The following is a 219-nucleotide window of genomic DNA, read 5'->3' as shown; positions in this document are numbered from 1 at the left end:
TCTAAATGATAAGCTGGGGACTTAGCTTAGTTGGTAGAGCGCCTGCTTTGCACGCAGGAGGTCAGGAGTTCGACTCTCCTAGTCTCCACCATAGATTATAGAGCTTAGTAAGTTTATACTTGTTAACCTCTGTGATTTATCACAGTTTCTAGACCTGACGAAGGCTAGAAAAATCATTAACAGCATATATTTGAGTTGAAATAATTTGTTCATACTCAT

At 38.8% G+C, this 219-nt stretch carries 1 tRNA gene; it reads left to right on the top strand.

From position 1 onward, the window contains the following. Nucleotides 1–15: 15 nt before the first annotated feature. Nucleotides 16–91, top strand: a tRNA-Ala gene (locus NI467_RS14715). Nucleotides 92–219 lie beyond the last annotated feature (128 nt).

The organism is Acinetobacter sp. S4397-1 (genome assembly GCF_024129285.1).
Classification (GTDB): domain Bacteria; phylum Pseudomonadota; class Gammaproteobacteria; order Pseudomonadales; family Moraxellaceae; genus Acinetobacter; species Acinetobacter lwoffii_C.
The sequence above is the reverse complement of the archived record's forward strand: the minus strand, read 5'-3'. Positions and strand labels throughout refer to the sequence as shown.